The sequence below is a fragment of the Bradyrhizobium sp. Pha-3 genome (assembly GCF_042258615.1).
Lineage (GTDB): Bacteria > Pseudomonadota > Alphaproteobacteria > Rhizobiales > Xanthobacteraceae > Bradyrhizobium.
Genome location: NZ_CP170152.1, coordinates 1,871,006 through 1,892,487, shown reverse-complemented (window position 1 = coordinate 1,892,487; position 21,482 = coordinate 1,871,006). Strand labels below are relative to the sequence as shown.

Sequence of the window (21,482 nt, the reverse complement as noted above, 5' to 3'; positions counted from 1 at the left end):
GGCTACGCCCACTCTGTCACCGTCACCCTGAGGAGACGGCGCAGCCGTCGTCTCGAAGGGTCGACGGCCCGCCTGTGGCCGTGCATCCTTCGAGACGCGCTACGCGCTCCTCAGGATGACGGAACTGAGGACTCCTACCTTGCATCCTCCAGGATCATATCCGAGGCCTTCTCCGCGATCATGATCGTCGGCGCGTTGGTATTGCCCGACATCAGGTCCGGCATGACGGACGCATCGACCACGCGCAGACCCTCGACGCCGCGCACCTTGAGCCTGTTGTCGACGACCGCGAGCGCATCGTTGCCCATCCGGCAGGTCGAGGTCGGATGATAGACCGTGCTGCCGGTGCGGCGGCAGAACTCGAGCAGGTCGTCGTCGCTGACCACCTTGGCGCCGGGATCGACTTCCCCGATCGAGTATGACTTCAGCGCCGGCGCGGCCAGGATCTTGCGCAGGATGCGGATGCCGTCGATGAAGGCGCGGCGATCGGTCTCGGTCGCCAGGTAGTTGATGCGGATTTCCGGCGGCACGCCCGGGTCCGCGCTCCGGATCTTCAGCGAGCCGCGGCTCTCCGGGCGCAGCTGGCAGACCGAAGCCGTGAAGCCCGAGAACGGATGCAGCTTCTCGCCCATCTTGTCGGTCGAGAACGGCAGGAAGTGGATCTGGATGTCGGGCGACGCCAGCCGCGGACTGGTCTTGAAGAACGCCCCCGAGGTGCCGGCGGCAATCGTCAACGGCCCCTTGCGCAGCGCCGCGTAGCGCAGGCCCGCCATGACGCGGCGCACCGGATTGTTGATGACGTCGTTCAGCGTGACGGTCTGGGCGCAGCGCGTGACGATGCGCACCTGCATGTGATCCTGCAAATCGTTGCCGACGCCGGGCGCATCGAGCAGAACCTCGATGCCGTGCTGCTTTAACAGATCGGCGGGGCCGACGCCGGAGAGCTGCAGCAATTGCGGCGAGTTGTACGCGCCGCTCGACACCAGCACTTCCTTGCGCGCCTTGGCCGTGCGCAACTGCCCGTTCTGCCTGTACGCGACGCCGCTCGCGCGCTTGCCGTCGAACAGGACGCGCTGCGCCAGCGCCGACGTCTCGACATGCAGATTGCCGCGCGTCAGCGCCGGCCGCAGATAGGACCGCGCCGTCGAGGCGCGCCGGCCGCGCCGCGTCGTGGTCTGGAAGAAGCCCGCGCCCTCCTGGGTCGCGCCGTTGAAATCCGGATTGGTCGGGATGCCGACCTCGGCCGCGGCATGCACGAAGGCTTCCGACAGCGGATCGTGGTGCCGCCAGTCCGACACCGGCAGCGGTCCGCCCGCCCCGTGATATTTGTCGCCGCCGCGCTGCTGATCCTCGGCCTTCCTGAAGTAGGGCAACACGTCGTCATAACCCCAGCCGGCATTGCCGCGCTGCCGCCAGCGGTCGTAGTCCTCGTGCTGGCCGCGCACATAGAGCAGGCCGTTGATCGAGCTGGAGCCGCCGAGCACTTTTCCGCGCGGCTGGAACACCTGGCGTCCGTTCAGGCCGGGCTCAGGCTCGGTCTGGTACATCCAGTTGACGGATTTTTCCTTGAACAGCTTGCCGTATCCGAGCGGGACATGGATCCAGATGTTGGTGTCCTTCGGCCCGGCCTCGAGCAGCAGCACCGAATGCTTGCCGTCGGCGCTCAGGCGGTTGGCGAGCACGCAGCCGGCCGAGCCGGCGCCGACAATCACATAATCATACTCGGCCACGTCGTTCGGCGACGCGCCATGATTGTTGTTATTCATTGGTTTCCCCCGGCCATGCGGCGCGGCCGGCAGGGTTGCGCCCCTGTCCGGCATTGGGAAGAGACGTAGCGAGCGTGGCAGATACGGTCAAGAAAGTTAGCCTGCGATCCGCAGCGGTACCACCGGACCTTTGCCCGCGGGATCGGCGGGCCACAAACCATCAACCCGGCGGGCGCGTTCAGCTCTCTGTTTTTTGCCGCCGCGTACCAGCGCGCTGCTGGTTCCGGCGCGGCGGCTTGGTCGTCGTTTGATCCACGCGGGAGCCCGACGGCAGGCCATATTTCGCCGACGCCGCCTCCAGCGAGGCCTCCTCATCGGGCACATGGAGGCTCGACAGAAAATCCGCGCCGGCCCGCATCACGTGCTCGGCGGCAAGCGTGGCGGCGGCGCGCTCGTCGCCGGCGATGATGGCGCGCAGAATCGCGGCGTGCTCATCCCAAGTGCGCGCCTGGCGCACCGGATCGGTAGGTGAGAACAGCATCGCCGTGCGTTCGCGCAGCCGCTTGAGCAGATCGGCGAGCACGCGGTTGCGGCCGGCCTCCGCCAGTTCATGGTGGAATTGCTGGTTGAGATCAGACAACAGGTCGTAGCGCCGTCCCGCGACCGCCTCGTTGCCTTGCTTCAACACCGCCGCGATCCGCTTGATGATGCTCTCCTCGCGGCGGCGCGCAGCCAGCCGCGCGTTTTGTCCCTCGAGCAGCGCGCGGACTTCGACCGTCTCGCGCGCTTCCTCATCGCTCATCGTGATGACGGAGGCACCGCGCCGCGCGGTCACCTCGACGAGCCCCTCCGACTCCAGCACGCGGATCGCCTCGCGCACCGGATTGCGGGAAACGCCGAGCTCATCGGCGAGGCGGCCTTCGACCAGCCGCTCGCCGGGCTTCAGCCGCCGGCTCAGGATCGCCTGCCGCAGCTCCTCGATGACCCTGCCGTGGAGGGAGAGGTAGTCGTCGCCGAGACGTTTGGAGCTTCCGAGCTTGCCTGCCATGAACCGACCTGTCCGGTCGCGCTTCGCTCAATGCATGGACACCGGAGGTCCAGCGAGCTGCCAGAGTCCTGGCCGAATGACCGCTGCTCGGTATTTAGACCGCCGGCTCCACGCCATCAAGCCGCGCTCATTCGCCGTCAACAGCTACAGGTCGAGCCGCCGGCACCGCGGCTTTCGGCACCCACGACACGCTCACGCTGCCGGTGAGAAAGGTCTGGCACGCCATCCGATAGCCGGCGGCGAACTGCGCGTCGGTAAGGTGCTTCCGCTCCTTCGGCTTGATCGCATCGGTGTTCTCGATGCCTTTCTCGATCAGGCATTTGCAGGTTCCACATAGGCCGCCGCCGCACTTGAACGGAATGCCGCCCTGCTCGCGCAGCGAGACGCGCAGCAGATTGCTGTTCTCCGCGGCAGTGACGGTTTTCCCGCCATTGGTCAGAAACGTGACTTCGATCATCCCGCCATCCGCTCAGCGCTTGCGCAGCTTGGTATCCATGTGACCGAATGTGATGAGGTGCTCGAGTTCGTTCAGCGCCCGCTCGGGCGTCTCGAACTTCTCGAGGAATTTCGACGGCACCTCGTTCACGATCGGCGGCGACCAGGCTTCGTCGATCACCTTGACCTTGGTCTCCTCGACCAGCTCTGCAATCACGAACGTCGCTTTCCTGATGCCGTAGAACAGGTAGTCATAGGCCGCGAGCGGCCGCAGGCCGCCAGCGATCTCGGTGCGAAACTGCCCCGGCTTGCTCGTCAGTATCACATACATCGGTCACGTCCTCCCAACCGCGGCGCCGGCCGGCGCGACGACGTCGACCAGCGGGGCTGCCTCCTGCGAAAGTTCAACGTCATGCGTGAGCCAGAGCTGGCAGGCGAGGCGATATCCCTGTTCGATCCTGGCACCGAGGCGCTTCTTTTCCTTCCAGTTCGGCTCCGGCAAGTGCTCGCCGCCCTTGATGATCAGCGACGCGCACTTCCCGCACTTCCCCATCCCGCAGCCGTAAAGGAAGTTGGGATAGGGAAACTGGCGGATGCCGGCGCGGACGACGAGATTGGTGTTCTCCTTGACCTCGCCGACAAAGGTCTCGCCATTGCGGTGAAAGATGACGTTGGGCATCGCGCCGCTGCTCCCCGCGGCTCAGGCCTGCAACAGCACGCGTTCTTCGGCGGAGACGCCGCTGGCAAGATCGAGCTCCGACAGCGGAATGTCGTTTGCGACATAGTCGTGGTACAGCGCGGTGGTGTAGAGCAGCCGCATCTGAGCGCCGATCTCGCAGATCTTGAGGCAACGCTGCTGCAGCTCGACCGTATTGGCGTGCTCGAGCACGATCTGGTAACCGCGCTCGCCGTGAATCTCGTCCGACACGATGTGAAGGTCGAAGAACTCGACTTCCTCGTCGGTGAACTTGTACTTCTCGCGCAGGGTCGGCGTCTGCTTGCGATAAATTGAAGGTACCTGCGACTCCAGACCGACCACGAGGCCGGCCACGGCGACGATCGGATCCTCGCGCATCGCGACCGCATAGCACCAGCTCTGCAGCCCGCGCGTCGTCGGTGTCATGTTGTCGGGGTTCTTGATGCGCGCCGCGGTCGTGCCGCAGGCCTCCGCGAAGCGGATCAGCAGATCGGTATGACGGTCGCCCCCGATCTCTTCCTCATACATATTGGCGAGCAGGAAGTCCTTGGCTTCCTGGTACTGCTCCGGCATCCGCGCATAGATGTAGCCGAGGTAGTCGGCGAACGGACCGACATAGTGGTAGTGGTTCTCGGCCCAGCGCGCGAGATGGGCGCGGCTGAGCTTGCCGCTGGCCCAGGCGACGCTGAACGGAGCCTTGTTGGCGCTCTTTCCCTTGATGGCATTTTCGAGGGCCGCTCGAAATTCCACGTGATCCATCAGCTTTTGCATCGTGGCGCTCCTGTGCCGTGAAGAAATGGCCGCCCGACAATGGACCATCGGTCCGATTTTGGTTGGCGATTTCGGTATACTGTATACTATCTTTGCGCCTGTCAACACCGAAGGCCGGGTTCCCCGCCCTCCATTCCACCCGACACCAACCGCGTTGAATCGCCGCTATTTTGTGCTTCTCATGCACAAAAATGCGGTCGGAGATGCTCCCATCCTTCTGCGATGCACGGATTGCCAGCTCGCAATTTGCGCTTGCCAACTCGGAATACAGTATACATTATTCGCGCCATTAGAGGGGGAAGCAACAGCCATGCAGCACGCTCCGATCGTTGCCGCGCACTGGGTCTATTTGCTCGGCGTCGCCGTCATCGTTCTCACCATGATCTGGCGTGCCAACGTCGTGGTGCCGTCGGTGATCGCGACACTCCTGGTCGCGCTTGCCTGGACGCACAGCCCGGTCGCGGCACTCGCCAGCGTGTTCAATGCGAGCTTCACCGCCGCCAGGGAGCTGTTCAACATCTTCCTGGTGATCGCGTTGATGACGGCGCTGCTGAACGCGCTCAAGGTGCTGCGCTCGGACATTCGCATGGTCGAGCCGTTCCGCGCCGTGATGAAGACCGGACACACCGCCTACTTCGTGCTTGCCGCCATCACCTATGTGATCTCGCTGTTCTTCTGGCCGACGCCGGCAGTGCCGCTGGTCTCCGCGGTGCTGCTGCCCGCAGCGATTGCGGCCGGCCTGTCGCCGCTCGGCGGCGCCATTGCGATCGCGATCGCCGGACAGGGCATGGCGCTGTCGTCGGACTATGTGATCGGCGTCGCGCCGGGAATCAGCGCCAAGGCGGCCGGCGCCGCGGTCAGCGCCGCCACCGTCGCGGACCGCGCGCTGGTGCTGTCGCTCATCACCGGCGGCATCGCGTTGACGCTCGCCTATTTTTCGATCCGCAAGTCGATCACCAAGGCCGACGAGAGGCTGCTGGAGCGCTGGCAGGCGCAGTCCAGCAACGGCGAATTGGCGCGGCTGGAGCAGGAAGGCAGCTTCGACAAAGCGGAGATCGCACGCGGCACCGCCGACGGCCAGCGGCCGCTCGCGACCCAGGCGCAGATCGACAAGGAACTCGCCGGGGTGCCGACGCGCCGCGAAGGCTGGTCGAAATTCTTTGCCGTTGCGACCCCGCTCGCCTTTCTCTGCGTCATCGCGGTGATGGTGCTGGCCAAGCTCGGCATCGGCCACGACCTCAAGGGCGGCGACGCTGCCGCACTGGTCGGCGGCGTCGCCGCGATCGTGATGATCTGCGCATCCTTCATCACCGATGATTTGCGCAAATTCCTCGACACCAGCGCCGACCACGTCACCGAAGGTTTCGTCTTCGCATTCAAGGCGATGGGCTCCGTGCTGCCGATCGCGGGCTTCTTCTTTCTCGGCGCCGAGCCGGGCCTGTCCGCGCCGATCCTCGGGGTGCCCGCGGCGCAGGCGCCGAGCCTGCTGTTCGAACTGATCCAGACCGCGCAAGCCTGGATACCGGGCAACGAGTTTTTCGTCGCCTTCGGCATCCTGATATCAGGCATGATCACCGGCATCGACGGCTCGGGCTTTGCCGGCTTGCCGCTGACCGGCTCACTGTCGGGTGCGCTGGCACCGTCGGTCGGGATGGAGCCCGCGACGCTCGCCGCGATCGGCCAGATGGGCGCGGTGTGGACCGGCGGCGGCACCCTGGTGGCCTGGTCATCGCTGATCGCAGTGGCCGGCTTCGCGCGCGTCCCCGTCTTCCAGATCGTGCGGACCGCGATGGTCCCCGTATTGACCGGGCTCGCGGTGTCTACCGCTTGCGCAGTCCTGATCTGGCACTGAGGAGAATCCTGTGACGATAGCTGAAACGACGATACGCAACGCGCGCGCGTCCGCGGCGGGCAGCGCAGGGATCGAGGAATTTCCGAACCTGATCGCCGGGGAGCGGATCGCAAGCGCGTCCGGCAGATTGTTCGTGAACATCAATCCCGCCGACAACAGCGACCTGGTCGGACGCTTCCAGGAATCGACCGCCGCCGATGCGCAAGCGGCCGTCGATGCCGCGGCTGCCGCCTTCGAGGGTTGGCGGCGGACGCCGATCTCCAAACGCGCCGCCATCCTGAACCGGGCCGCCGATCATCTCGAGGCGCGCGCCGATCACATCGCGCGGGAGATGACGCGGGAAATGGGCAAATCGCTCGGCCTCGCCCGCGACGAGGTGCTGCGCTCGGCGCAGACCCTGCGGTTCTATGCCGTCGAGGGACAGTCGCTCTCCGGCGAGGTGTTTCCAAACGACGATGCAGACATGACGGTCTATACGTTGCGCGAGCCGCTCGGCATCGTGTCGGTGATCACGCCCTGGAATTTTCCGATTTCTATCCCGGCGCGCAAGATCGCGCCGGCCCTCATCACCGGCAATACGGTGGTGTTCAAGCCGTCGTCCGATGCGCCGCTCAGCGGCTATCGCCTGGCGGAGGCGCTGATTGCGGCAGGCCTGCCGAACGGCGCGCTCAACTTCATCACCGGCAAGGCCGGCGAGATCGGGCCTGGCATCACCGAGCCGCCGGTCATTCGCGCGATTTCCTTCACCGGGTCGACGTCCGCCGGCGAGCAGATCTGCCGCGCGGTCAGCTTCACGACCCGCACGCAAATGGAGCTCGGCGGCAAGAACCCGCTGATCGTCATGGAGGACGCCGACCTCGATCTGGCGGTCGATTTGACCGTCAAGGGCGGCCTGTCGCTGGCCGGCCAGGCCTGTACGGGCACCAGCCGGGTCCTGGTCATGAAACAGGTGCGGGCGGAGTTCACCGCACGGCTACTCGCCAAGGTGAAGGCGATCAAGATCGGCAGCGGCCTCACCAGCGGAATGGAGATGGGGCCGCTGGCCACAGGCAGGCAGCTCGAAACCGTGCTGCGCTACGTCGCGATCGGGAAAAAGGAAGCGACGCACCTCCATGGCGGCGACCGGCTCACCGGTACCGCCTATGACGGCGGATACTTCGTCTCACCCGCGATCTTCACCGACGTGACCCAGGACATGACGATCGCACGCGAGGAAATCTTCGGCCCGGTCATCGCGATCATCGAGGTCGACAGCTATGCTGACGCGATCGCCAAGGCCAATGCCAGCGAATATGGATTGTCGGCCGCGATCGTGACGCGCAGCCCGCGCGCGATGCACGATTTCGCCAATGACATCCAGTCCGGAACGGTGAAGATCAACCGCACCACGACGGGCAATTTGATCAACGCGCCGTTCGGCGGATTGAAACGGTCGAGCACCTCGACCTTCCGCGAGTCCGGCCGCACCGGTCTCGAATTCTACACCCAGATCAAGACGGTCTACCGCGGCACCTGAGCCGCGGTCGACCGCCTACTCCAATCCCGGAAGATAGCGATGAGACGATCTTTCAAACTTGAACTTGCCGAAGCCCGCCACATGATCGCGGCCGCGATCCGCAAATCCGCCGAGATCGGTGTTGCGGAGACGGTCTGCGTGACCGACGACGGCGGCTATCCGCTGGCGCTGGAGCGGATGGATGGCGCGCGGATCACCGGCCCGCAGATCGCCTGGAACAAGGCGTTCACCGCGGCCGGACACAAGCGCTCCACTCACCTGTTCAACCAGCCGCCGAACGGACCTGCCCTGCCCGGCAACGAGGCCTTCGGTATCCAGTGGAGTTTCGACGGAAAATTCGCCGTGTTTGTCGGCGGCTTTCCGATCGTGGTCGACGACGAGGTTGTCGGCGGCATCGGGTTGAGCGGCGGCAACGGCGAGCAGGACACCCAGTGCGGCGTCGCAGCCCTGCAGGCCTTGCAAGAGCTGCTGCACGGTCATCGCGTGCTGGTCGCAGCCGACATCAAGAAGTGACTGGTGTCGCCGGGAACGACTGATGTCTCGCACCGAGACCTTCGAGCAGTTGCCCGACGAGCATATTGAGCTCGTCGGCGCTGCCGGCGGCCCTGGTGCGGCACCTCGGCCCAGTCGGCGCGGCAGCATCGCCCTCCTCCGCGGTCAGGATCAGCCCGATCACGTTTTCGTAGAACTGGCGGCTCGCCGCGAGGTCACGCACGGTCAGGACGACGTGGCTGGCCCGTGTGACCCAACTCATTGCGAAAAACCGGCGGGCGATCAAGCCGCGTGGCATTGGGCAATCTTTGCCGGCCGTGATGTCGAATCACGCATTTATATCGATTTGTTAGCGATGCCTGCCGGTGGAACAAAAACGTGAGCCTGCGGTGGCACGGTTCGTTCCAATAGTTCATAGTTTGTCAAAGGTTTGCAGAGAATTCTTGGTCCCTGCGCATGGTCAAACCACGCAGGCGACGTGGTGACGCGCAGGCAATGTAGTGAGATGCGTATCGGTCTCAGATCATATTTCGCGGCCCTGTTCGCGGGTGACCTCGCGGCCTTCGGCGCACCACAGACAGATGAAGCGCTTGCCGGCCACATCCGCGCCGAGCAGGTTTCGCTCGTGCTCGGCTATTCCTTCGGCATCATGCTGGCCAACGCCTGCAACGCGCTGGTGCTCGCGGTTGCGCTGTGGCAATCGCCGGATTGGGCCTTTGCGCTGGTGTGGGCGGCCGCCGTGAGCAGCGCCGCGCTGTTCTTCGGCCTGCAGGCGCGCGCGTCGCGCCGCATCGCCAAGCCGCAATTCGTGTCGCGCCGAACCATGCACCGGCTGGTGCGCAATGCATTTGCGCTCGGTGCCGCCTGGGGTGTCGTCCCGGTCGCCTTCTTCGCGAATGCATCGAGCGGCGCGCAATTGGTGATCACCTGTCTTTGCGCCGGCATGCTGGCCGGCGGCGCCTTCGCCTTCTCCACCATCCCGATCGCCGCGATCGCCTTCACCGGGCCGATCTTCGTCGGCACCGCGATCTGCCTCGGCAGGGACGGCGATTTCATCTATCTGCTGATGGCCGTCCTCGTCCTGGTCTACGGCTCCGTGCTGCTGCGCGGCGTGTTCCTTAATGCGTTCGAGTTCAGGCGCCGCATCATCGCCCAGCACGAGGCCGAACGGACGGTGCGGCAGGATCCGCTGACGCATCTGCCGAACCGCGTCGCCTTCAATGAGGCGCTCAACGGTGCGCTGAGTCGGCTGGAGCGCTCGAGCGAGGAATTCGCCGTGCTGCTGCTCGATCTCGATCGCCTCAAGGAGATCAACGACAGGTTCGGCCATCCGGCAGGCGACGAACTCCTGGTGCAACTTGCGGCCCGGCTGCAGCGCTGCACGCGCGCGGCCGAGCACGTCGCGCGGATCGGCGGCGACGAGTTCGCGCTGATCATGTCCAATTTGACGCGGCCCGAGGAGGCACTGGCGATCGCCGAGCGGTTCGTCGCGGCGTTCGCCGATCCGTTCCCGATCGACGGGTTCGAGATCACCAGCGCAATCAGCATCGGCATCGTGCTCGCGCCGCGGGACGGCAACACGTCCCACGATCTGCTCAAGCATGTCGACATCGCGCTGTACCGGGCGAAGAAATCCGGCCCCGGCACGATCTGCTTCTTCGAGGCCAGCGACGACCAGTCGGCGCGGGACCGCCGCGCCCTGCTGCGCGACCTCGAACAGGCGATCGAGGCGGACCAGCTGTTTCTGGTCTACCAGCCGTTCCTCGACATCCGTAAAGGCCGCGTCACCGGCTTCGAGGCGCTGCTGCGCTGGCAGCATCCGACGCGCGGACTGATCCCGCCCAGCGTCTTCATTCCGATCGCCGAGGAGAGCGGACTGATCCACCAGCTCGGCGAGTGGGTGATCCGCCGCGCCTGCGCAATGCTGTCGCGCTGGCCGGATGACATCAGGATCGCGGTGAATTTCTCCGCGGTCCAGTTCCAGAACGTCGGCATCCTGCAGACCATCGTCGAGGCGCTTGCCGAGGCCAACGTCGCGCCGAACCGGCTGGAGATCGAGATCACCGAATCGATGCTGATCTCGAAATACGGATCTGCGCCCGCGATCCTGAACGGGCTGCTCGAGCTCGGCCTGACGGTCGCGCTCGACGATTTCGGCACCGGCTTCTCGTCGCTGACCTATCTACGCAAGCTGCCGTTCAGCCGCATCAAGATCGATCAATCCTTCATCCGGGACATGTTGACCCAGCCGGATTGCGCCGCGATCGTCAAATCGGTGATCAGCCTCGCGCAGGACCTGCAGATCGGCGTCGTGGCCGAAGGCGTCGAGACCGCCGATCAGCTCGAATATCTGCGCCAGACCAGCTGCGACGAGGTGCAGGGTTATTTGATCGGCCGGCCGATGTCGGGCAGCGATATTTCCGCGCTGCTCGACCACAATGCGCAGCACTCGGTGCACGCGGCGTAGCGCCGATCGGGCGCCCGCACACCGGCCGGGCACATCACGGCGCGTCGGCGCGATGCAAGGTGTCCACCGTGATGGTGCCGCGGGCCCGCGAGACGCACGCGCAGATCTTGCGGCTCTCCTGCTTCTGGTGATCGCTGAAGAAGACGTCGCGATGGTCGATTTCGCCGTCGACATCGACCACGTCGATCGCGCAGACGCCGCATTCGCCGCGCCGGCAGTCGCTCATCACCTCATGGCCGGCTTCGTTGAGCACGTCCAGCATGGAGCGGTCGCGCGGGATCACGAACTCGGTCCCCTCACCCTTGAGCCGCACGCGGAACGCCTCGGTCGGCAGCAGCCCGCTCGATCCAAAGGTCTCGTAACGCAGGTCAGTCATCGGACGGCCGGACGCCTCCCAGGCGTGCCGTGCCGCATCCAGCATCCGCATCGGGCCGCAGAACAACGTCATCGTATCTTGCGGCAAGCCTGCGAAGACGCCGTCGAGGTCGAGCCGTTTGCCCTCGTCGCCGGCATGGACGATGAGGCGGTCGCCGAGCAGACGGTCGAGCGTATCGAGATAGGCCGCATCGCCGCGCGTGCGCACGGCATAGTGCAACGTCACGCCGGCATCGCGGCGAACCAGCGCCTGCGCCGCACCGACGATCGGCGTGATGCCGATGCCACCTGCGATCAGGCAGAATTGCCGCCGCGTCCAGTCGAGCTGCACCAGCGACGTCGGCAGCGTGATGGTGAGCCGCGCCCCCGGCGCGAGCGACCACATATAGCGCGAGCCGCCGCGGGAATCCGGCGCGTGTCGCACCGCGATCCGGAAACCTTGCGGATCGGCTTCGCCGACCAGCGAGTAGGATCGGGTCTGCGGCTGGCCTTCGATGGTGACGCCGACATCGATGTGGCTGCCGACGGGATAAGGCGCGCCGGTGAAATTGTCCGGCCGCAGCAGGAATTCGCGGATGCCGGTCGTGAGATCGCGCGTCGCAAGCAGCGTGGCGGACGTCCAGGTTTCGATGAATCGCATGGCGCGCTCCGTTCAGCCGGCCGTGACCAGCGCCAGCGCCGGCAGCAGATCAAGGTGCGTGCGGTTGCGCAGCGCCAGCCGCAGATTGCGTGCCGCAAGCCGGGCATGCTCGCGCATGATCGCCTCGGCACGCGCGCCCTCGCGATTCTCGATGGCGTCGACCACCACGCGATGATGGTCCTGCGCGATCAGCAGGATCTGACGCGCCTCGGGCAACGCCGATTGCGCCATCACGAAGCCGCTCGGCGAGGCGAACGGCAGCGCCGAGGCGCGATCGATCTGCCGGATCAGCGGTGGACTGCGCGACAGCTCGGTGAGCAGCGCGTGGAAGCGCGCGTTGAGCGCGACATAGGACGAGAACGCTTCGACGGAGATCGGGTCCTGCCGCACCAGGCCGTCGATCTCGTTGAGGCATTCCTTCAGCGGTTCGAGATCGCGCGACGAGACGCCGCGCTCGGCGGCAAAGCGCGCGGCAAGGCCCTCCAGCGTGCCGCGCAGCTCGATCGAATCGAGAATGTCGCGCTCGGAAAACGCCTTGACCATGAAGCCGCCGGACGGGATCGCCTCCAGCAGGCCTTCCTCCTCCAGCCGGACCAGCGCCATCCGCACCGGCGTGCGCGACACCCCGGTGATCTCGACCGCCTGCAGCTCCGAGATGCGCTCGCCCGGCCGCAGCCGGCCCGAGAGAACCAGGTCGCGCAGCGCGAGCTGCGCCCGCACGGTGTGCGACACTGAGCGATCGGCTTCGCGCTCCGCCATGGCTTGCCCTACTCCGCCGCCTGCAACTGCTGCGGCGGATTTTCCTTCGCCACCATGCGGTCGATGACGCGCCGCGCCCACATTGCGCCGGCGTCGATGTTGAGGTTGTAGAACACGCGGTCCGGATTCTCGTCCATCGCGCGCTGTTGCGCTTCCAGGATGATCTCGTCCTCGTGGAAGATGCCGGCGACGCCGTCGCGGATTTCGCTGGTCAGGCGCTGCTCGGTGATGCGGTGATTGCGGACGAAGGCCCAGAAATAATGACAGGTCTTCTCGGTCTCCGGCGTGATGGTGTTGAGCACATAGCCGTTGACGCCCTGCGAGCGATCGCCTTCCGGCGCGCCCGATCCGGCCGGCGCGACGCCGACGTCGATATTGACGGTGCACGGCGCCTCGAAGCGGATGATCTGCCAGCGATCGACCGGGCCCGGCTTCTGCAGCTGTCTGGCCCAGAACGGCGGCGGCTCGATGCCCCTCATCCAGCGCGTCACGGTCACGGTCTTCTCGCCATGGGTAACGTCGAACGGCGCTTCGGCGACCGCATCATTGCCGATGCTCGAACCATGCACGAAGGTCTCGTGGGTCAGGTCCATCAGATTGTCGACGACCAGGCGGTAGTCGCATTTGACGTGAATGGTCTTGCCGTCGCCGGCCCAGGCCGGATCGTGATTCCAGTGCATGTCGGGCACCAGCGCGGGATCGGCGAGCGCGGGATCGCCCATCCAGAGCCAGATGAAACGATGGCGTTCGACGACCGGATAGGCGCGGACGCAGGCCGACGGATTGATCGTCTCCTGCGAGGGCATGAAGGTGCAGCGGCCCTGCGCATTGTATTTCAGGCCGTGATAGCCGCAGACCACGGTGTCGCCGTCCAGCCGGCCCTTGGAGAGCGGCACGAGGCGATGCCAGCAGGCATCCTCGAGCGCCACCACCTCACCGTCGCCCTTCCGGTACATCACGACATGCCTGCCGCAGATCGTCCGCGGCAACAGCGCGTGCTTGATTTCGGCATCCCAGCCGGCCGCGTACCACGCGTTCATTGGAAAGGGTTTTGGCATCGGTTCGCCCTCTCGGGTTCGCTTCGGATACCCACTGTATACATTATCCCCTCATATTTAGCAAGATACGGTATTATAATCCGTTCTGAGGGATATAATGTATACATAAATTAAGGAATTTGCAGCTGCGAGAGTTTTGCCGGCGCATTCCGCCGCACCAACGGCGGATCGCGCGGCGCTTTCGCACCGGAGGCGAGGAGACTCACTGGGGATTGACGGGTTCGATGAACCGGCCGCGCTGGTCTGCGGCTACGAGTTCGACGCCGCGCGTGTCGAGGCCGACTTGACGTCCTTGATGCTGACCACGACCGCGATGCGCTTGATCGTGCCGCTGCGATAGGCCTGCAGGAATCTGTCGTAATGCTTGACCGAGATGCAGCCGTTGGAGTCGCCGTTCGGCCCGAGCATGTAGCTGTGCACGAGCAGGCCAACACGCCCGAACGTATCGCTGCCATCGACCGGGGTCATGCGCAGCGCCGGCACGCCGTGGAACAGCTTCTCGCGAGGCTTCATCTCATAGACGCCGGGCGGTGTCGCACCGGCGTTGCGGGCGCTCACATGCGACGGATCGTCGAGCAGATTGCCGAGACCCGAATGCGCCTCGAACCTGGTGCCGTCGGGCATGTACACGATGCGGCCGGTGATGTCGTAGACCGCCGTGGTGCTGTCATAGCCGAGCGCGCCGAGATCGAGGCTCGGACCGGACGACAATCCGTCATTCGGATCCAGCGAGGCCAGTTGCAGCTTGCCCGGCATCATGTCGGCGATCTTCTGCAGGAACGTCCGGTTGTCGCCCTGCTGCACCGGTGCCTGTGGCGGCAGCGGCTGATCGTTGCGCGCGAGCAGATTGGCCACGGCCGGCCGCGATCGCGGCATCGGCACGGCGGACGCCGCGGTCGTGGTGGTGGTGGCCGCGACGGATGCCGTCGCCGGCTCGCTGGTCGGCAGTTCGGTCTGGGTGTCACGTAGCTGGCCGGCCAGCGCGTCCTCGATCTGCCCGAACTCGGAATTGAAATCGCCGCGGCTCGAACGGAACCCGCGGCGCAGAGGATAATACAGTGAGGCCGTGTTGATCGTGGAGCGAGAGCCGAAGCGATCGTCGAAATTCAGCGAGGCGGTGGTGTTGGCGAGTGCCGGTCCATGCAGCCATGCGGTAGGGTCGATGCCGACCATCCAGGCGGCAAGGCCAGACGACAGGACGAGTGCGCTCACGGCGAACGCCGTGCTGCCCACCAGAGACACGCCGCGGTTCGACTTACGCGCGGCTGCTTTCGTCGTACGTTGACCCATCATCCCCAAGTCGGTGCTCTGGGGCCTGTTACCCGGCCCACGTTGGATTCACCGTTCGCTCATCATATCAGGGAATTAGAGTAAGGCATAATCGAGACGAAGCGGGCAACGACAGGATTTTTAAACGTTTTTCGGATGGAAGTGCCCGGGAATCAGCCCCGGGCGGGCTGAAATGGCCGAAAAAGTCCCGTTTCGGGACAATTTTGGCAGCTCAGGCGATCTTTTCTTCCCGGAGGGTGAGCACCGGGACCGGCTTCCCGATGGCGTAACCCTGGGCGTAGTCGACCCCGATCTGGCGCAGTTCGTCCAGGATCGCGAGGCTCTCGACGAATTCGGCGACCACCTGCTTCTGCATGATCTTCGCGGTCTTGGTGATCATCTCGACCATCGCGCGATCGACCTTGCTGTTCAGGATCTCCTTCACGAACGAGCCGTCGATCTTGATGATGTCGACCGGCAGGTGCTTCAGATAGGCGATCGAGGACATGCCTGTGCCGAAATCGTCGAGCGAGAAGCTGCAGCCGATCTCGCGCAGCCGCGCAATGAACGTCTGCGCCTCATCGAGATTGGAGATGGCGCTGGTCTCGGTGATCTCGAAACACACCAATGCCGGCGAAACATCATACCGCGCGAACAGTTCAGCGACGAAGTCGACGAAGTCCCCGTCTCCGATGGTGGCGCCGGAGAGATTGATGGCGTAGCTCGCAATCTTGCGCGGGTGGTGCTTGCGCTCGGCAATGATCTCGAAGGCGCGGCGAACCACCCAGCGGTCGATCAGCGGCATCAGGCCGTAGCGTTCGGCCGCGGGCAGGAAGCTGCCGGGCGGCACCAGGGCGCCGCTCTCGTCGCGCAGCCGCAGCAGCAATTCGCGCCGCTCATTGCCCCTCAGCGCACCGTTGATCGGACGGATCTCCTGCTCGTAGAGGCAGAAGCGTCCCTCGTCCAATCCCTTGCGGATGCGATTGACCCAGCTCATCTCGGCGACGCGCACCGCCATGCCGGTATCGGACGGACGGTGCTCCTGGACGCGATTGCGTCCCTTGTCCTTGGCGAGGAAGCAGGCGACGTCGGCAAGCCGCAACGCGTCCTGCACACCGGCGCTGTCGGCAAGCGCGACCAGACCGATGCTCGCGCTGATCCGGAAGCTCGAGCCCTCATGGACGAAGCTCGACTGCTCGACCACCGCCCTGATCCGCTCCGCGACATCGGCCGCAACGTCGTGTGTGGCGGAGCCATCATCGCACAGCAGAATGCCGAACTCGTCGCCGCCGAGACGCGCAACCAGCCCTTTGTCGCCGACCTCCGCGGCCAGCAGCTTCGCCACCTGCTTCAGCAGCCGGTCACCCGCCATGTGGCCGCAGGTGTCGTTGACGATCTTGAACTGGTCGAGGTCGATCAGCATCAGATCGGCGCCGATGGCCGCCGAGCCCGTCATCGCCTTGTGCAGCTCGAACTCGAACTGTCGCCGGTTGGCAAGGCCGGTGAGCGCGTCATGAGACGCAGCCCACGCCAGTTCCTCGACCAGCCGCCGCTCGGCGGTCATGTCGTGAATGATCATGACGCGGCCCGCCGGCTCGCCGGCATGCACGATCGGGGTCTCGACCACCGAGACCGGCACGCTGGAATGATCCGGCCGCACCAGGAGCCGCTGCTGCAGCCGGCTTTCGTCGTCGGCATCGGCGCTCTGGAACGATCCCCGCACCGGCTGCTCGGCAATGTTGAAGAGCGATGAGAGCTGCCATCCGGTCACGTCCCGCCCCGACGCGATCAGCCGCTGCGCGGCGCCGTTCATGTAGCCGACACGATCGTCCTGCGTCGTCACGATGACCGCGTCGCCGATCGAGGCCAGCGTGAGCTGGGCACGCTCCTTCTCGACGGCGAGCGCGGTCTCGGCAAGCCAGCGCCGCCACAGCATCCGTCGCGTGTGGAACAGGACGATACCGGCCAGGCAGGCTGCGATCACGAGATTGACCAGCAGCAACAGCGCGGAGACCTGACGCGACGCCTTCCCCAAATGATCGGAGAAATCGACGGCGAGCGTGCTCAGCGCGGCGTCGACCGCACCGATCCGCTCGGCCCAGTGCTTGATGGTCGCAGCCGAGGGATCATGCAGCGCGACGTCGTTCGCGGCCTCGTTCCTGATTTCGATCAACTGATCGAGCAGCGCATCCGAATTCCGCCAGGCCGTCACCGCGCCGGCCACGTGGTGCATCGTGCGGAAATATTTGAACAGCCAGATCAGGCCGCCGATGTCGTCGTCATGATTGCCCGCTTTGGCGAAGCCGGCCCTTGCCACGGCGTCGTTGTTGCCTGGCGCTTCCAGCGCGAGCCGCGCCGTGCGATCGGCCAGCGGCACCGCGATCGCGGCATCGAACTTCTGCAGATAAAGCGGCGCGCCGGTGCTGATATAGGTCTGAAGGTAGTAGATGGCGTCCTTCTGCCCCTTCGACCACAGGCTCTCGCCCGCCACATAGGCGCGCACCGCGGACATCACCTGCAGGCTGCCGGCCGACAGACCGCCCAGCAGCAACACGATGGCGAGCAGAGGCCCTACCACCCGCCACAGTGACCAGCTTCGAAACGAAAAGAACATGCCTAATGCGCCCGACCCTGAAATGTCGGGTAAGCCTAGAAATGCCGGCTTAACCTCACGTTGCAAAACGCGATGAGTTTGAAACGACTTGGCTGTAACGCAATTGCGTCAAACTTTACCCATCCCGTCGACGGGAGCTGGCGCTCAGGGACGCAATGTCGGCGACGTGTTCGGGGCCGGCGCCTGCTCCATTTCGGCCTCTTCGGGCAGCTTGTCGGCATGGACGGCTAGCGGCGTGCCGATCCAGAGCGGATCGTCGCGATGATCGCGGCGCGGATTGGTGGTGTTGGGATGAACCAGGATGCTCAGGCTGCCGTGGTTCAGCATCAGCCACGGCACCAGGGTCGGAAACAGCTCGGCCGCAAACGCCACCTGATACATCGCCTGATCGTGCGGGCCGACCTTGACGTCGTGCCAGCGCCCGAGCGTGACCAGGAAGCGCTCACCCATCCAGTCGCGCAGGCGTTCGGCTTCGCCCCGGCTGGTTGTGGGGTCGTAATAGACGTGGGCGTGATAGCTCGCGATCTCGCCGATCGCCCGTGGCCCGTCCGTCATCTCGCCTCTCCTTCCGCGGCCGGTCACGTCCGCCGCAGCACACTGAACTGGAACGACTGCGTCGCGCCCCAGGGCGTGACGTGCCGGTGCGCTTCATGCGCGATCAACTCGAATGCCGGACCGACGGTCCGGCTGAGCGTTGCGGGATCATAGCGTTGCACCGGCAGGCCGCTGCATTTTTCCGGACCGTCGAGCGCGAAGGTGCCGATCACGGCGTGGCCGCCCGCCTTGACACCGCGATGCAGTCTCTCGAGATAGGCCGCGCGGTCGCTCTCCTCGACGAGAAAATGAAACGCCGCACGATCGTGCCAGATGTCGAAAGCCTGCTGCGGCTGCCAGACCGTCGCGTCGTCGGCAACCCAGCGCACCGCTGCGCCGGTCGCGCCGATCCGTTCCCGCGCGCTCGCCAGCGCAGCTTCCGAGAGATCGAGCACGGTCAGATCATGAAAGCCCCTCGCCAGCAGCGCATCGACGAGGCGCGAAGCCCCGCCGCCGATGTCGATGATCGACGCATCGCGGCCGGGCGCGACGGATTCGATCAGACGCAGCGAGGGCTGCGGATCGGCCTGCGACCAGCTCACCTGCTGCTCGCCCTTGGTCAGATAGACGGTCTGCCAATGCGATTGTCGATCAGAAGCGGTCATGGCGATAGTTCCGAGAGCGGCAACAACCCGCGTTGCGCACCATTAACCATGAGCTAGGCGCGGCGGTCTCCCGCGTCAACCGGCAGCAGCCGACACGCACGGCTGCGCAGCAGCAAATGCCGCATTTGCATCGCCACATTTTCCATCTAACCTGATGGCGAGGTTGAGATCGGGGCGTCCGGGGATGGCCAATTTCGGCTGGACACGCGGCAACAAGCCTGCACAGACGGAGGACGCCGCCAGCGAATTGCGCGGCCTCACCGATCCCTGCGCGTTTCTCGCCGCGCTCGACAAGGTGGTGCCGCGCTATCTCGATCTCGCCGACAACGGCGTGCTGGTCTATCCGGCCTGCAAGCGCAAGCCCGGCGACCTGCTCGGCGAAGTCAGCGCGATCTGGGAGCACACGCGGCTCGAGGCGATGCGCTATGTCCCGATGGTGCCGCGGAAAGACATCTCGCTGCTGGTCGATCCGGCGCGCCAGGCCGAGATGATCGACGGCTTCCTGCGCCAGCGCGCGCACGACAACACCGTCGTCGATTTCACGGGAACCGCGATCGAGGATTACGGCATCGCGATCTATGCGGCGCTGAACTGGCTGAACCATTGCGGCGCCATCGTGGGTGCCGATCCGCAGAAATTCTCGGGCACGCTGCGCAGCTTCCGCAAGGTCATGGTCGTCGCCCGGCAGTGGTGGGCGCTCGACGGCGCCGCGGAGCGCTGCCGGCAGATGCTGGAGGCGCGCGAGCGGCCGCCGCTGGTGTTCTTCCTGCTGTGGGCCGAATGCACCAATTTGGCGCGCGAGATCGCGGTCGCGGCGGCCGGCGCGGCGGCGACCGAAGACAGTATCGCGCGGATGCGCGCTGCTGACGATCCGGAAGAGCTGACGTAGCGCGAATCGGACGCGCGGCCGCAGGTTAGGGTGCGTACTCAAAAATTCAGGATGTCCGCTTTCGAGCAGTAAAGCGGACTCGCGGCCCCGACCACAGGGATGTCGCCTTTTGACCCAACTCGGACATGTCCGCACGCCAGCGGAGTGTCTGTTGGCTGATTGCGTTGCTACCGCCGCGCCGGATGATCCTTCAGCACGGCACCGGTGGCAGCGTCACCGGCGTCGCTACTTTGTGAATCTTGGCCTTGTGGATGTCGGCGGCGTTGGCGCCGCGGGCTGAAGATTGAACGTCAGCCAGACATTCCAGCCTGCCGGCCGATTTTCATTGGCGAATTCGCCGTAGGCCTTCAGGTTCAGATATCCCTGCATGTCACCCACCGGGAAAATGTAGCCGACCTGCGGGCCGACGCCGGCCACGCGCGACCGAAAGCAGCCGACGCGATCGCCGGAGCCGCTGTCGCATCCGAGCTCCTGATAGAGGTAACCGACGAGGCCGACCTGCCACTGCTTGGTCAGGAATTGCGACGCGCCCCAGTCGAGGTGCATGTCGACGCCGCTTTGATATTCAGTGGAGGGGTTGACGAAGTTGTAGGTGAATCCCAGCACCGCCGAAAATTCATGCCCGGTCTTTGGATCGAAATAGGTGTAGCCGCCGCCCGCGTCGATTGCCCAGTGCCCAATCCCCAAATTCGCCAGGCGGGTCGACTGGTAGGCGCCGGCCGGGAGGTCGGCGGTAATGTACGTCATGTAATTGTTGACACCGGCATTCCAGCGCAGCGCGAACTGCGGGATCAGGTCGCCGAATGCAATGAGCGAGCTGTCGATGCTGTCAAACCGGGAGAAGGGGGACGTGGCGCCGCCCGGTCCCGTCAACGTCCCCACAAGCGATCCAGCGAGCGAGGTGGAGTTGGATCCGTAGGCCGCCAACAGGGTGGCAGAGGCCTGACCACCAAGCACCGGTGTCGCAAAGGTATAAGTCCCGGCCAGAAAGCCAAGGTTCACGTTCGCATTGACGTTCGCGCTCACATTGGCTGTCAGATTCGCGGGAAAGCGACCGAGCGTGATTTCGCGCGACCGCGCCACGTCGGCGCCGGCAGAAACAGAGGTGTGATAATAAATCGAGGTCACCGACCAGCCCGGCGCCTGCTGAGGAACAGCCGCGAGGCTGCCAAAAAATCCGGGTATCCAAAAGCTCACGCCGCCTTCATCGGCACGAGCCTCTTGGTTGGAAAGCACGAGTAGAGCGGCAAGCGCCCCAACACTCAAATGCCACTGCGAAAAAAATCTGCGTCCCAAACCCGATCCAAGGTACCGCATCGCCGATCCCCCGACTCTCGCGATTCCCGCCATTGCTCCGGCGGGGTAGAAACTCGGAAAGAGTAAGCTAACGCTGCCGTTGGTCCATGCGAAATCGGAATACTTGCGTTCAGCCGGACTTTTATTGAAAGGCTGTGTCCATGACGCCACAGCCTTGGCAGTTTTTGCATAGTCGTCACGGGCTCTTGATAAGGAAGACGCGACCTGACTCGGTTGATCTGGATCAAGATAAGGGGGATGCGTTGCTGGAAGCATCTTATCCTGTTATCTTGTCTAGGTTGTAGACGCTGTCTAGTCGCACTTCAGACACGCGATCGTCTTTTGATCGTCTTTTGACTGACCAAGGCGTTAAATCGTCCCCCGAAGCAATCGGCGAGC

20 protein-coding genes are annotated in these 21,482 nt (G+C 64.8%); 5 read left to right on the top strand and 15 right to left on the bottom strand.

Features of this window, described 5'->3' with window-relative positions:
* Nucleotides 1–134: 134 nt before the first annotated feature.
* The 6 genes from ACE10Z_RS08830 to ACE10Z_RS08805 all read right to left on the bottom strand — a co-directional run bounded on the left by ACE10Z_RS08830 (nt 135) and on the right by ACE10Z_RS08805 (nt 4,657).
* Nucleotides 135–1,766, bottom strand: coding sequence for a GMC family oxidoreductase (locus ACE10Z_RS08830; RefSeq protein WP_375787580.1), 1,632 nt, complete (start codon nt 1,764–1,766; stop codon nt 135–137).
* A gap of 178 nt (nt 1,767–1,944) precedes the next feature.
* Complete coding sequence (locus ACE10Z_RS08825) at nt 1,945–2,754, bottom strand: GntR family transcriptional regulator (RefSeq protein ID WP_375787579.1); 810 nt, start codon at nt 2,752–2,754, stop codon at nt 1,945–1,947.
* 127 nt (nt 2,755–2,881) lie between these two features.
* Nucleotides 2,882–3,211: a 2Fe-2S iron-sulfur cluster-binding protein gene (locus ACE10Z_RS08820; protein WP_092124474.1), complete on the bottom strand. Its 330-nt coding sequence runs from the start codon at nt 3,209–3,211 to the stop codon at nt 2,882–2,884.
* Between the two features lie 12 nt (nt 3,212–3,223).
* The gene (locus tag ACE10Z_RS08815; protein WP_375787578.1) at nt 3,224–3,520 is read right to left on the bottom strand and encodes a ferredoxin; all 297 of its coding nucleotides are present in this window, start codon (nt 3,518–3,520) and stop codon (nt 3,224–3,226) included.
* A 3-nt stretch (nt 3,521–3,523) separates the two neighbouring features.
* Nucleotides 3,524–3,868, bottom strand: coding sequence for a 2Fe-2S iron-sulfur cluster-binding protein (locus ACE10Z_RS08810; RefSeq protein WP_092124472.1), 345 nt, complete (start codon nt 3,866–3,868; stop codon nt 3,524–3,526).
* A gap of 21 nt (nt 3,869–3,889) precedes the next feature.
* Nucleotides 3,890–4,657: a TenA family transcriptional regulator gene (locus ACE10Z_RS08805; RefSeq protein WP_375787577.1), complete on the bottom strand. Its 768-nt coding sequence runs from the start codon at nt 4,655–4,657 to the stop codon at nt 3,890–3,892.
* A 310-nt stretch (nt 4,658–4,967) separates the two neighbouring features.
* On the opposite strand from ACE10Z_RS08805, the gene ACE10Z_RS08800 reads away from it, so the two are divergent.
* From ACE10Z_RS08800 to ACE10Z_RS08790, 3 genes are read left to right on the top strand one after another with little or no spacing between them, the layout of a single operon-like run.
* The gene (locus tag ACE10Z_RS08800; protein WP_375787576.1) at nt 4,968–6,509 is read left to right on the top strand and encodes a hypothetical protein; all 1,542 of its coding nucleotides are present in this window, start codon (nt 4,968–4,970) and stop codon (nt 6,507–6,509) included.
* A 10-nt stretch (nt 6,510–6,519) separates the two neighbouring features.
* Nucleotides 6,520–8,025: an aldehyde dehydrogenase family protein gene (locus tag ACE10Z_RS08795; protein WP_375787575.1), complete on the top strand. Its 1,506-nt coding sequence runs from the start codon at nt 6,520–6,522 to the stop codon at nt 8,023–8,025.
* Between the two features lie 39 nt (nt 8,026–8,064).
* A complete protein-coding gene (locus ACE10Z_RS08790; protein WP_375787574.1) occupies nt 8,065–8,538 on the top strand; it encodes a heme-binding protein in 474 nt (157 codons plus the stop codon).
* On the opposite strand, the gene ACE10Z_RS08785 is transcribed toward ACE10Z_RS08790, so the two are convergent.
* Nucleotides 8,528–8,779, bottom strand: coding sequence for a VOC family protein (locus ACE10Z_RS08785; RefSeq protein WP_375787573.1), 252 nt, complete (start codon nt 8,777–8,779; stop codon nt 8,528–8,530). The two genes, ACE10Z_RS08790 and ACE10Z_RS08785, sit on opposite strands and share 11 nt — an antisense overlap.
* Before the next feature lie 243 nt (nt 8,780–9,022).
* Between ACE10Z_RS08785 and ACE10Z_RS08780 the strand changes: the two genes are divergently transcribed.
* Nucleotides 9,023–10,984: a putative bifunctional diguanylate cyclase/phosphodiesterase gene (locus tag ACE10Z_RS08780; RefSeq protein WP_375787572.1), complete on the top strand. Its 1,962-nt coding sequence runs from the start codon at nt 9,023–9,025 to the stop codon at nt 10,982–10,984.
* A 34-nt stretch (nt 10,985–11,018) separates the two neighbouring features.
* Here the strand turns inward: ACE10Z_RS08780 and ACE10Z_RS08775 are convergent, their stop codons facing one another.
* The 7 genes from ACE10Z_RS08775 to ACE10Z_RS08745 form a co-directional block, all read right to left on the bottom strand.
* Entirely contained in the window at nt 11,019–11,999 is a 981-nt protein-coding gene (locus ACE10Z_RS08775; protein WP_375787571.1) for a PDR/VanB family oxidoreductase, read from the bottom strand.
* 12 nt (nt 12,000–12,011) lie between these two features.
* The gene (locus ACE10Z_RS08770) at nt 12,012–12,758 is read right to left on the bottom strand and encodes a GntR family transcriptional regulator (RefSeq protein WP_375776549.1); all 747 of its coding nucleotides are present in this window, start codon (nt 12,756–12,758) and stop codon (nt 12,012–12,014) included.
* Between the two features lie 8 nt (nt 12,759–12,766).
* Nucleotides 12,767–13,816, bottom strand: a complete 1,050-nt coding sequence (locus tag ACE10Z_RS08765; protein ID WP_375787570.1) for a Rieske 2Fe-2S domain-containing protein — start codon at nt 13,814–13,816, stop codon at nt 12,767–12,769.
* 249 nt (nt 13,817–14,065) lie between these two features.
* The gene (locus ACE10Z_RS08760) at nt 14,066–15,028 is read right to left on the bottom strand and encodes a DUF2778 domain-containing protein (RefSeq protein ID WP_375787569.1); all 963 of its coding nucleotides are present in this window, start codon (nt 15,026–15,028) and stop codon (nt 14,066–14,068) included.
* Nucleotides 15,029–15,317: 289 nt separating this feature from the next.
* Nucleotides 15,318–17,699: a putative bifunctional diguanylate cyclase/phosphodiesterase gene (locus ACE10Z_RS08755; protein ID WP_375787568.1), complete on the bottom strand. Its 2,382-nt coding sequence runs from the start codon at nt 17,697–17,699 to the stop codon at nt 15,318–15,320.
* 144 nt (nt 17,700–17,843) lie between these two features.
* Complete coding sequence (locus ACE10Z_RS08750) at nt 17,844–18,254, bottom strand: DOPA 4,5-dioxygenase family protein (RefSeq protein ID WP_375787567.1); 411 nt, start codon at nt 18,252–18,254, stop codon at nt 17,844–17,846.
* A 23-nt stretch (nt 18,255–18,277) separates the two neighbouring features.
* A complete protein-coding gene (locus ACE10Z_RS08745; RefSeq protein WP_375787566.1) occupies nt 18,278–18,898 on the bottom strand; it encodes a class I SAM-dependent methyltransferase in 621 nt (206 codons plus the stop codon).
* Nucleotides 18,899–19,082: 184 nt separating this feature from the next.
* Between ACE10Z_RS08745 and ACE10Z_RS08740 the strand changes: the two genes are divergently transcribed.
* On the top strand, nt 19,083–19,787 hold the full coding sequence (locus tag ACE10Z_RS08740) for a hypothetical protein (RefSeq protein ID WP_375787565.1): 705 nt from the start codon (nt 19,083–19,085) through the stop codon (nt 19,785–19,787).
* 225 nt (nt 19,788–20,012) lie between these two features.
* On the opposite strand, the gene ACE10Z_RS08735 is transcribed toward ACE10Z_RS08740, so the two are convergent.
* Complete coding sequence (locus ACE10Z_RS08735; RefSeq protein WP_375789783.1) at nt 20,013–21,053, bottom strand: transporter; 1,041 nt, start codon at nt 21,051–21,053, stop codon at nt 20,013–20,015.
* Nucleotides 21,054–21,482 lie beyond the last annotated feature (429 nt).

Excerpts from the sequence above, each read along its gene's own strand:
- ACE10Z_RS08755 (WP_375787568.1), bottom strand. The coding sequence starts at position 17,699 with ATGTTCTTTTCGTTTCGAAGCTGGTCACTGTGGCGGGTGGTAGGGCCT.
- ACE10Z_RS08765 (WP_375787570.1), bottom strand. The coding sequence starts at position 13,816 with ATGCCAAAACCCTTTCCAATGAACGCGTGGTACGCGGCCGGCTGGGAT.
- ACE10Z_RS08790 (WP_375787574.1), top strand. The coding sequence starts at position 8,065 with ATGAGACGATCTTTCAAACTTGAACTTGCCGAAGCCCGCCACATGATC.
- ACE10Z_RS08825 (WP_375787579.1), bottom strand. The coding sequence starts at position 2,754 with ATGGCAGGCAAGCTCGGAAGCTCCAAACGTCTCGGCGACGACTACCTC.
- ACE10Z_RS08830 (WP_375787580.1), bottom strand. The coding sequence starts at position 1,766 with ATGAATAACAACAATCATGGCGCGTCGCCGAACGACGTGGCCGAGTAT.
- ACE10Z_RS08800 (WP_375787576.1), top strand. The coding sequence starts at position 4,968 with ATGCAGCACGCTCCGATCGTTGCCGCGCACTGGGTCTATTTGCTCGGC.
- ACE10Z_RS08750 (WP_375787567.1), bottom strand. The coding sequence starts at position 18,254 with ATGACGGACGGGCCACGGGCGATCGGCGAGATCGCGAGCTATCACGCC.
- ACE10Z_RS08770 (WP_375776549.1), bottom strand. The coding sequence starts at position 12,758 with ATGGCGGAGCGCGAAGCCGATCGCTCAGTGTCGCACACCGTGCGGGCG.
- ACE10Z_RS08740 (WP_375787565.1), top strand. The coding sequence starts at position 19,083 with ATGGCCAATTTCGGCTGGACACGCGGCAACAAGCCTGCACAGACGGAG.
- ACE10Z_RS08810 (WP_092124472.1), bottom strand. The coding sequence starts at position 3,868 with ATGCCCAACGTCATCTTTCACCGCAATGGCGAGACCTTTGTCGGCGAG.
- ACE10Z_RS08785 (WP_375787573.1), bottom strand. The coding sequence starts at position 8,779 with ATGAGTTGGGTCACACGGGCCAGCCACGTCGTCCTGACCGTGCGTGAC.
- ACE10Z_RS08820 (WP_092124474.1), bottom strand. The coding sequence starts at position 3,211 with ATGATCGAAGTCACGTTTCTGACCAATGGCGGGAAAACCGTCACTGCC.
- ACE10Z_RS08805 (WP_375787577.1), bottom strand. The coding sequence starts at position 4,657 with ATGCAAAAGCTGATGGATCACGTGGAATTTCGAGCGGCCCTCGAAAAT.
- ACE10Z_RS08775 (WP_375787571.1), bottom strand. The coding sequence starts at position 11,999 with ATGCGATTCATCGAAACCTGGACGTCCGCCACGCTGCTTGCGACGCGC.
- ACE10Z_RS08780 (WP_375787572.1), top strand. The coding sequence starts at position 9,023 with ATGCGTATCGGTCTCAGATCATATTTCGCGGCCCTGTTCGCGGGTGAC.
- ACE10Z_RS08745 (WP_375787566.1), bottom strand. The coding sequence starts at position 18,898 with ATGACCGCTTCTGATCGACAATCGCATTGGCAGACCGTCTATCTGACC.
- ACE10Z_RS08815 (WP_375787578.1), bottom strand. The coding sequence starts at position 3,520 with ATGTATGTGATACTGACGAGCAAGCCGGGGCAGTTTCGCACCGAGATC.